The organism is Clostridium tagluense, assembly GCF_003865095.1.
Taxonomy (GTDB): Bacteria; Bacillota; Clostridia; order Clostridiales; family Clostridiaceae; genus Clostridium_AD; species Clostridium_AD tagluense.
Map to the genome: position 1 here is coordinate 196,674 of NZ_BHYK01000007.1, position 7,721 is coordinate 204,394.

12 protein-coding genes are annotated in these 7,721 nt (G+C 29.2%); all 12 read left to right on the forward strand.

Translation table 11 applies throughout. The annotated features are described in order from the left end of the window. Positions 1–3: 3 nt before the first annotated feature. Positions 4–1,302, forward strand: a complete 1,299-nt coding sequence (locus Ctaglu_RS08550) for a tetratricopeptide repeat protein (protein ID WP_125000022.1) — start codon at positions 4–6, stop codon at positions 1,300–1,302. An 84-nt stretch (positions 1,303–1,386) separates the two neighbouring features. Continuing rightward, positions 1,387–2,004, forward strand: coding sequence for an SMI1/KNR4 family protein (locus Ctaglu_RS08555; RefSeq protein WP_125000024.1), 618 nt, complete (start codon positions 1,387–1,389; stop codon positions 2,002–2,004). 35 nt (positions 2,005–2,039) lie between these two features. After that, positions 2,040–2,555: a hypothetical protein gene (locus tag Ctaglu_RS08560; RefSeq protein ID WP_125000026.1), complete on the forward strand. Its 516-nt coding sequence runs from the start codon at positions 2,040–2,042 to the stop codon at positions 2,553–2,555. 76 nt (positions 2,556–2,631) lie between these two features. Then, on the forward strand, positions 2,632–2,847 hold the full coding sequence (locus Ctaglu_RS08565; RefSeq protein ID WP_125000028.1) for a hypothetical protein: 216 nt from the start codon (positions 2,632–2,634) through the stop codon (positions 2,845–2,847). A 29-nt stretch (positions 2,848–2,876) separates the two neighbouring features. Beyond that, positions 2,877–3,818 carry an SMI1/KNR4 family protein gene (locus tag Ctaglu_RS08570; RefSeq protein WP_125000030.1) on the forward strand — a complete coding sequence of 314 codons (942 nt, stop codon included), beginning with the start codon at positions 2,877–2,879 and terminating at the stop codon, positions 3,816–3,818. Between the two features lie 97 nt (positions 3,819–3,915). Further along, complete coding sequence (locus Ctaglu_RS08575) at positions 3,916–4,419, forward strand: hypothetical protein (RefSeq protein ID WP_125000032.1); 504 nt, start codon at positions 3,916–3,918, stop codon at positions 4,417–4,419. Positions 4,420–4,450: 31 nt separating this feature from the next. Then, complete coding sequence (locus tag Ctaglu_RS08580; protein ID WP_185732631.1) at positions 4,451–4,945, forward strand: SMI1/KNR4 family protein; 495 nt, start codon at positions 4,451–4,453, stop codon at positions 4,943–4,945. 144 nt (positions 4,946–5,089) lie between these two features. Further along, complete coding sequence (locus Ctaglu_RS08585; RefSeq protein WP_125000034.1) at positions 5,090–5,659, forward strand: DUF4303 domain-containing protein; 570 nt, start codon at positions 5,090–5,092, stop codon at positions 5,657–5,659. Positions 5,660–5,757: 98 nt separating this feature from the next. Then, the gene (locus tag Ctaglu_RS08590) at positions 5,758–6,405 is read left to right on the forward strand and encodes a hypothetical protein (protein WP_125000036.1); all 648 of its coding nucleotides are present in this window, start codon (positions 5,758–5,760) and stop codon (positions 6,403–6,405) included. A gap of 55 nt (positions 6,406–6,460) precedes the next feature. After that, entirely contained in the window at positions 6,461–6,928 is a 468-nt protein-coding gene (locus Ctaglu_RS08595; RefSeq protein ID WP_125000038.1) for a hypothetical protein, read from the forward strand. 3 nt (positions 6,929–6,931) lie between these two features. Then, on the forward strand, positions 6,932–7,192 hold the full coding sequence (locus Ctaglu_RS08600) for a hypothetical protein (RefSeq protein WP_125000041.1): 261 nt from the start codon (positions 6,932–6,934) through the stop codon (positions 7,190–7,192). After that, entirely contained in the window at positions 7,189–7,491 is a 303-nt protein-coding gene (locus Ctaglu_RS08605; RefSeq protein WP_125000043.1) for a hypothetical protein, read from the forward strand. Before Ctaglu_RS08600 ends, Ctaglu_RS08605 begins: the two co-directional genes overlap by 4 nt. The last annotated feature ends 230 nt before the right edge of the window (positions 7,492–7,721 follow it).

A 7,721-nucleotide genomic window follows, 5' to 3' on the forward strand; every position in this document is an offset into this window, starting at 1 on the left:
TATATGGACATATTATTAAAGGAAATAGAAGAGCTTACAGAAAAGATAAAAGTAAATCCTGGTGACAAGAAATACTATAGCGATAGAGCAATTTTGCATAATAAAACAGATAGATTTGATTTGGCTATGGAAGATTATGATGAAATAATAAAGATGGATTCAAAAGACCATAATGCATATTATAAAAGAGCCTGTGAATGGTATAATTGGAAAGTTTATTATTTAGATGAAATACCAGATAAAAAGGAAACTAAAAAGAATACAATAGACTATTTAGAGAAAGCAGTAAGTATTAAAGAAGAATTTAAATATTATTATCGAATTGCAGAAATATATTTTAATCTTTTGGAGGAAAATGAACTAGCTTTAGAAATATGTAAGAAAGCTTTAAAAACAGGTAAGAAAACAGTTGATTTATATAAACTATTAGGACAAGTTTATAATGAGTTAGGAGATTATGATAAAGCAGTTCAGAGTTTTGAAGATGCTCTAAAATTAGGGGAAGATTCAGATGTATATTTTTTTAGAGGTATAACATTATGTAATTTAGCAATGGAAGTAACTAATTTTGATGAAGCAGAAAGCTTATATAATAAGGCGATAAATGATTATGATAGAGCAATAAATTTGGACACTGAAAATATTATTTTATACTTTAAAAAGGCTGAATTATTGTATGAAGTATTTGGAGAAAGTAAAGAAGCAATTAAGACTTATAAAGAGATTCTTAAATTAGATTCGGAAAACGAAGAGGTATGCATAAAAACAGCAAAACTTTATGCTGAATTAGGAGATAACCAAAAACAGGAATTTTATTATATAGAAGCTTTAAAGATTAATTCCAATAATTTAGAAGCAAATGAGAGTCTAGCAGATTACTATCATGAAAATAATAAATATGAAAAGGCATTAACTTATATTAATAAAGCAATTGAATTAAATTCTGATGAAAATTGGTTACAGTTAGCACAAGGAGAATGCTATTGTGAATTGAAGGAATATGATAAGGCACTAGAAGTTTATGATACTATCCTTAAAAATCAAAATAATGAGCAAGCATATGACTATAGAGGAGATGTATATGTTGCATTACAGCAGTATGATAAAGCAATTGGAGATTATTTAAAGTTTATAAAATTAAAACCAGATGCACCAGGTGTTTATTATAGATTAGGACTAGCCTATAAGAAAAATGGTGAATATATCAAAGCAATGGAAAGTTTAAATAAAGCAACACAGCTACTACCGAATAATAAAAAAATATCAGATTTGATTAATGAAATAAGAGAAGTAATAAATTGACTTTTATTTATAGTGAGAGGTTTAAGACTATGTATATTTAAAAGATTATATTGATGAAGAAAAAATAATGTTACGAGGTGGAAAATGTTTGAAGAAGAAAAGGAAGTTATAAAACAATATTTTAAAATTTTAAGTAAAAATCACCCAGAAAAGTTTGAAATAGAAGAAATGTTTGATGATGATGGAGAACCTATTGTTCCAGAAAACATGAAGGATAGTAATGATGAAAACAAATGGGTATTACTTAAGTCAAATGTAACAGAAGAAGATATTTTTAAATTAGAAGAGAAATTTAATGTAAAATTACCATCCATATATAAAACATTTATTTCTACATACTTTCATATATTTGAAGAACTAGATGGGGATCTGGATGATTTCCATTGTGAGGATGGCAAGGAGGTTTATGTTGATATTCTACCTCAGCCATCAAATAAGCCTCTACAGGTTATAGAAAATGTTTATAAAGGATGCGAAGAGATAATAGAATTTGGATATATACCAATGGGAGATTTTAACGGATGGGGTCCGCTTTGCTTCGATGCACTTAATAACTATAGGCTTGTATGGCTTGATCACGAAGAATACTATAATTGTGAAACTAGAGAAGCGCTAGAGGAGTTAGGAGAAACAATTTTTGATAATTTTAAAGAATTTTTGGAATGTTTTTTTGCTGGAGTTACACATAAATGTGGAATGTAAAGATCCAAAAGACTTGATATAGGAGGACAAATTATATGTATAACGAAAAAATTAATTTTGATATAAACCTTTCAATAGATGGAATGGGTATAGTTTTTTATTCTGATGGAGCAGTTAAAAATATTAAACAAGGAGAAGATTTCTTTGAAAATGAATATGGAAATCCAGATAAAGTAGCCAAACACATAAAAAAAGGTGATATTGTTGGTTTTTGTACAGGCAGTGGAGGAGAATACATATTAAAATTTAGAGATGGTTATCCTAGCGATGAAATTGATGAGCAGTATCCAATTAGTATTCGTCTAGCTATTGTAATAGATGGGGGAAGGCTTTGTATAAAAGATTTATTTTGGTTGATGGATTGGAATCCAGAATGTCCAGAGGATCAGCAAATCAAGTTGGAAAATGGAGTATATCATATTACATTAAATACAAAGCTACCAGAGTCAGGAGTCTATGGTGATGATCAAGAAATATATGTTTATTTAAACAAAGTGGATAAAATGCCTGAATTAATGTGGGAGGGGGTTCCACAACTTTTTAAGGAATAGCCTCAAATTTTATTAATGATATTGTTTAGTTTTCTCATTAATATAGGTATGGAATATGGGAAAAGGGAGAGAAAAAATGATTAAAAATTATCTGGAAAAAATTCAGTCTAATATATATGGGCAAGATTCGGTAGGTAATGGCTCTTCAATTAAAGAAATAGAAGAATGTGAGAAAAGGCTAGGTTTATCACTACCAATTCCAGTAAAAGAACTGTATGAAGTTTTTGGAAAAAGAAAGAAAATGACAGCTGCTGGTATTTTGAAGCTAGAAACTTGTCTGAATACATACTAAATAATATATTTTGGCATGGAGTTAACTTAATGAAATTTAGTGCCAAGATAAAAATTAAAGAAGAAAACTTAGAGAGGAATCTTCAAGATATTTTATATAAAATAAGTGATGAACGAAAGTTTTCAAGAGGAAGAAAGTACAGTTATTACGATAAAGAAGAAAAGGTTATGGCTACATATCTTCATTATGAACAATTATTAATCTTAGGAGCTAATGACAAAAGTAAATTGCAAGAAATAGAATATAATATAAAGGCAAGACTTGGAGACATTAAAAACAAGTTAGCAAAAGATCATATTTTTAATCAAACCAAGTCAACTATAGGAAACAGAATGAAATTACTAAAGAAAGCTTTGGATAGAATTGATAAAGTAATATCAAATAGTGAAAAAGTTGATAGAAATGAAGTTACTATGGAGATAAGTTTAATTGAAAGCAAATTAAATATAAAGTTGCCTGAAGCATTAAGAGAATTTTATCTTCGATATAACAAAACTAGGTACATGCTAAATGCTTTTTACATATTTAAAAGTCTTAATGAACTTGCAATAGAAGATGGAATTTTAGAAATAGGCTGCTCAAATGAACAGGTTGAAAAGTATGGAATTTATGTGGATGACTTAAGCAATGAAGTTATAAATGTAAAAGTTAAAGAAAGTAATGATATATCTAATTGGTCAATTTATGAAGAATTGACTAAGTATATTGTCAATTCTGTGGTGTTTCAAGTTATAAATGTTCTTGAAGCAAGTGCCGTACTGGAGGCTTCAGAGATAGTGTTAGAGGAATATTTTACGCATCTATATTATGGAGAAGAGAAAGATAACAAGCGTATTAGTTACATATCCAATGATGGTTATATATTGGCTTTACATTTTATCGATGAAAATATCATATATTTTGGAGCAGCTGAAGATAAAATATTAAATGAATTTGAGAAAAAAGTAGAAAAAGATTTTGATTGGTTATAGACAAGATGATACTTTTGAAGCATTGGGAATAGATGGTTGTTTTATATAATTTTTTTCACACTGGTATATTAACGAGATAAAAAGAGAGAAGGAAAAGATGAACAAGGATATTATGTACAAGAAGCTTGAGTGTTTCATAAAAGAAATTGAGAATATTAATTGGTTAATACATGCTGGTGAAGAAAGTGACAAATATGCTGTTGTCTTATCCTTCACTGAAGCGTGGGATGAGTGGAACGATAAAATGCTAGAAGTATGGGGCAAGGAAAGTCATAATATTGAGAAATTTGCAATTGATTCCATTGGTGATGATATGATTGATTTAATATTTGAAAGGGTTGCGCAAGAAACTGGACCTAAAATAGCTGAAGGATTAGTAAAATTTCAAGATAGGTTAAAAAAGATGGGATTAGATAGTGATGCATATGGTTTAGATTACGAGATTATGGATTTTATAAAAAGAGATATATCTTGGGCTTGCATAGAGGTTGTTATTGAGCAAAAGGGTTTCTTTAGTAGAGTTTTAAAAATTCTTTCTGAAGGACGATGGCCATGTGCATGGGATGGGAGTCATCCATTAGGACGATTTGTTGTGATCTGATAAAGAAGAAAAATATAAAAATGGAGTGTAGATGGTGACTAGCATTAAAGAATTTATAAAGTGGGCTAAAATGAATTACTGGGATATAGTGGAGAATGAAAATGGCACTGTGAATTTATGTAATGAAGTAACAGGAAAATATAAAGTAATACCATATGAATATCTTAAATTTCTTAAGCAAATAAAGCAATGTATATCTTCTAGTGAAAAAAGCTGGTTCCTATGTGAAGAAGAATATAATGGAGGATCAGATATTGAATTTAAATGGAATGAATTCGAAATTTTAAGTTTAGAAGCTGCAAAAGATGATGTTGAATGGAAAAGCGAAATACAAAAGTGGTGGGATAGATACTTTCCAATATTGATGTCTGTAGATAATGGGTATTCTTTTTATGCCATAGATATGGAAAGTGAAAAAGGCCTAATAGTTTATGGCTCTGAACCAGAATTTGAAGAGGTAGACATAGTTGCAGATAATTTTATGGAATTTCTAGAGATGATAGTAAATAAGGCAATAGAGATATAATCTAACAATGTAATTTTTATAGATGATGAAGGTAGCGAGTTTGTAATACAGAAAATTATGCCGATAAAATATCGCAGTCTATGAATAATTTTATTAGTAATCTAAGCGAATAAAACAATATAAAGTTGACGGAGGATAAATTGAATGAAATCAGGATTTAATTTTCAAAAATTTAAAGAGAAAGTTATTTTAGCTACAAAGAAAGCTTTTTTAGAAATTATGGACGAATACAAAGATTCTATAGTATATGCGTTCTCACTAACTTGTGATTCAGCTGTTAGATCTATAGGGGTTGTAGCAAATACAAAAGAAGCATTAGAGGAAAAAACAGAAGATGAAGAAGATAGGTATTATTATAAATTTTGTGAACAAGAATGGGAAATATGGAATGCTGCAGACAATGAATTTCAAGAAATTGGAAATAGCTTAGTGGAATTTCAAGAAAATAATAAAGATAAAATAAGTGATTCAGAAACATGCATATATACAGAATTTTTTGATGAATTTACAGAAAAGATTTTTGATATATGCGTACAAGCTTTAATAGAAATAAAAGATGAGAATTTCTTTGAAGATAAGTGTAAGGAAAGTATTATAATTAATTTTATGGTACCGGAGTATTTAGATGAAGATTATTCTATAGAAATTTTTAGTAAACTGAATAATGGGATAGTAGTGGAAGAATATAAGCAGCATATAGAAGAGTTTATGTAGTGTATAAGAAAAGTTCAAAGGTTAGAAGTTAGGTAAATCAACCTTTGTAAAATTACTTAAGTTACTATTATTATATTAAGGCTAGGAGATGATTTTTTATGCTTAAAATTAGTAAGGATGGAGAAGAAGTTTATTGGGATAAAATTGTTGACTTAGGTGTTATGGGTAAGTTTGATATTATCTCTATAGATTTATATGGATGCGAAATTGCAGGAGTGCAAGATGATATGTCGGAAGAAGAGAAATTCTCGAGAATTTCAAAATACTATGGAGATAGATTTAAAGAATTAGAAGCAGATGTGAACTATATAAATGAGCAATTTTTAATGTGGATTATAACCCATCTATGTGATATAGAATATCCTTTTTGGGAGTTTGGATTTAGAAATAAAGGCAGTAAAAAGTATCCAGATTACATAGTTGAAGAAGAAATGAAAAAGTTTGAAGATGAAAATGGACAAGTAATACACGATTTACAGAATCCAAGTCTCGTTTATAAAAAAATACAGGAATATAATGTGTATACCAATAAAGATAATTTAACCAGCTATGAAATAGTAGCTAAATATTTGCCAATGCTTGATTTTAAAGAACTTATAAATACAATTGAAGCAGGTAGTATTGATGCTTCTGAAGATGAAATACACTTTCAAGTTGGCAGTGAGGTATGTGGTGGACTGTTACTTTGTGCTACTTATGGAACGATATATGAAGACAATAAGTTAGAAGTTACACATAATTGTTAGGTATCAGGAATGTCGTTAAAATTAATTTGTTAGATTAAAGAGGTTAGGGGTTAAAATGAATGAATTAGAAGTAATAGAATATTGGAAATCTCTTATTAAAGATGAAGAATTTCTTTATAACGTAATAGAGATGGCAAAATCTTTAGATGATGAATATTTTTATAAGTTTATAAATAATCCACCTAAAATTCAAGTTATAGAAGGTACTTCTCCAAAGAAGGTAACAGATGAATATAGTGAATTTGATTTTGATATTGGCGTGTATGAGTTAATGCATAATTATATGGATGAGATGATAGGGGAAGAAAGTAATGCTGTATTATTTAGAGAACCATTATATCAAATGGCATGTAGCTATGAAATTGTATATTATGTTTTATGGCCCTTATACAAAAATGAAAGTGAAATAGAAGACCCCTTTAAGGCATTTATAGAGCTATGGAAGTTAAACGCAAAGTATAGCTTTGATATAGAAAATAATATTTTGAATATATGGATTCCATGGAAGGACGAGATAGATTAGTAAATGTTTGAATTTGCACAGAAGGATTCATTCGTGTTTGCTGGCTATAATGATTCTATTCCTTATGGGGAGTTGATAATTATTCGAAATGGTAAAATACTTAGGGAATTTATGGATATGCCCGATGATCCAGAACTTAATATAGATATGGGGAAACTTGAGAAAGAGGAAGAAAAACCAATACATAGTTGGGTTGATGTAGCTTCATATGTAGACGAAGATAGCATTATCTACTCAGATACTGGATGGCTTTGGATACAATGACAAAGGGTATTGTTGAAGGTAAGATTGATGGATGTTTAAAAGAGTTAGAAGGAATTAGATGGTTTAAATATGCTGGTGAAGAAAGTGATAGGTATAGAGTTGTAAATTCTTTTACTGAAGCGTGGGACGGTTGGAATGATAAAATGCTTAAAGTATGGCTCAAGGAGAGTGAAAAAATAGAGAAATTTGCAATAGAATCTATTGGTGATGAAGCAATTGATTTGATATTTAGTAGAATCGCAGAAGTAATGGGGCCAAGAATTGCAGAGGGATTTGTAGTGTTAAACGTCAAATTATAACTAATTGAAACGTCATTTTATTTCTATTATTAGTAGGTGATTTACGTCAGATTATCCCTATAAAATTACTTTATCAGTAAGAAAAAAGCATTTTATTAATATGATTTCTTTTAGCCGGCAGGCTACTTTTATATAAAAAATGAGTAGCAATAATAGCTACCCAAGTATGTTAGTTTAAATTAATATGTTCGGCTATAGATTGTAAGGCATGAGCCACCGTTATCGCATCT

What these genes read in the sequence shown, in the direction of transcription:
- Ctaglu_RS08580 (WP_185732631.1), top strand. Translation starts at nt 4,451, where the DNA reads ATGGTGACTAGCATTAAAGAATTTATAAAGTGGGCTAAAATGAATTAC.
- Ctaglu_RS08595 (WP_125000038.1), top strand. Translation starts at nt 6,461, where the DNA reads ATGAATGAATTAGAAGTAATAGAATATTGGAAATCTCTTATTAAAGAT.
- Ctaglu_RS08560 (WP_125000026.1), top strand. Translation starts at nt 2,040, where the DNA reads ATGTATAACGAAAAAATTAATTTTGATATAAACCTTTCAATAGATGGA.
- Ctaglu_RS08550 (WP_125000022.1), top strand. Translation starts at nt 4, where the DNA reads ATGGACATATTATTAAAGGAAATAGAAGAGCTTACAGAAAAGATAAAA.
- Ctaglu_RS08605 (WP_125000043.1), top strand. Translation starts at nt 7,189, where the DNA reads ATGACAAAGGGTATTGTTGAAGGTAAGATTGATGGATGTTTAAAAGAG.
- Ctaglu_RS08575 (WP_125000032.1), top strand. Translation starts at nt 3,916, where the DNA reads ATGAACAAGGATATTATGTACAAGAAGCTTGAGTGTTTCATAAAAGAA.
- Ctaglu_RS08570 (WP_125000030.1), top strand. Translation starts at nt 2,877, where the DNA reads ATGAAATTTAGTGCCAAGATAAAAATTAAAGAAGAAAACTTAGAGAGG.
- Ctaglu_RS08600 (WP_125000041.1), top strand. Translation starts at nt 6,932, where the DNA reads ATGTTTGAATTTGCACAGAAGGATTCATTCGTGTTTGCTGGCTATAAT.
- Ctaglu_RS08590 (WP_125000036.1), top strand. Translation starts at nt 5,758, where the DNA reads ATGCTTAAAATTAGTAAGGATGGAGAAGAAGTTTATTGGGATAAAATT.
- Ctaglu_RS08555 (WP_125000024.1), top strand. Translation starts at nt 1,387, where the DNA reads ATGTTTGAAGAAGAAAAGGAAGTTATAAAACAATATTTTAAAATTTTA.
- Ctaglu_RS08585 (WP_125000034.1), top strand. Translation starts at nt 5,090, where the DNA reads ATGAAATCAGGATTTAATTTTCAAAAATTTAAAGAGAAAGTTATTTTA.
- Ctaglu_RS08565 (WP_125000028.1), top strand. Translation starts at nt 2,632, where the DNA reads ATGATTAAAAATTATCTGGAAAAAATTCAGTCTAATATATATGGGCAA.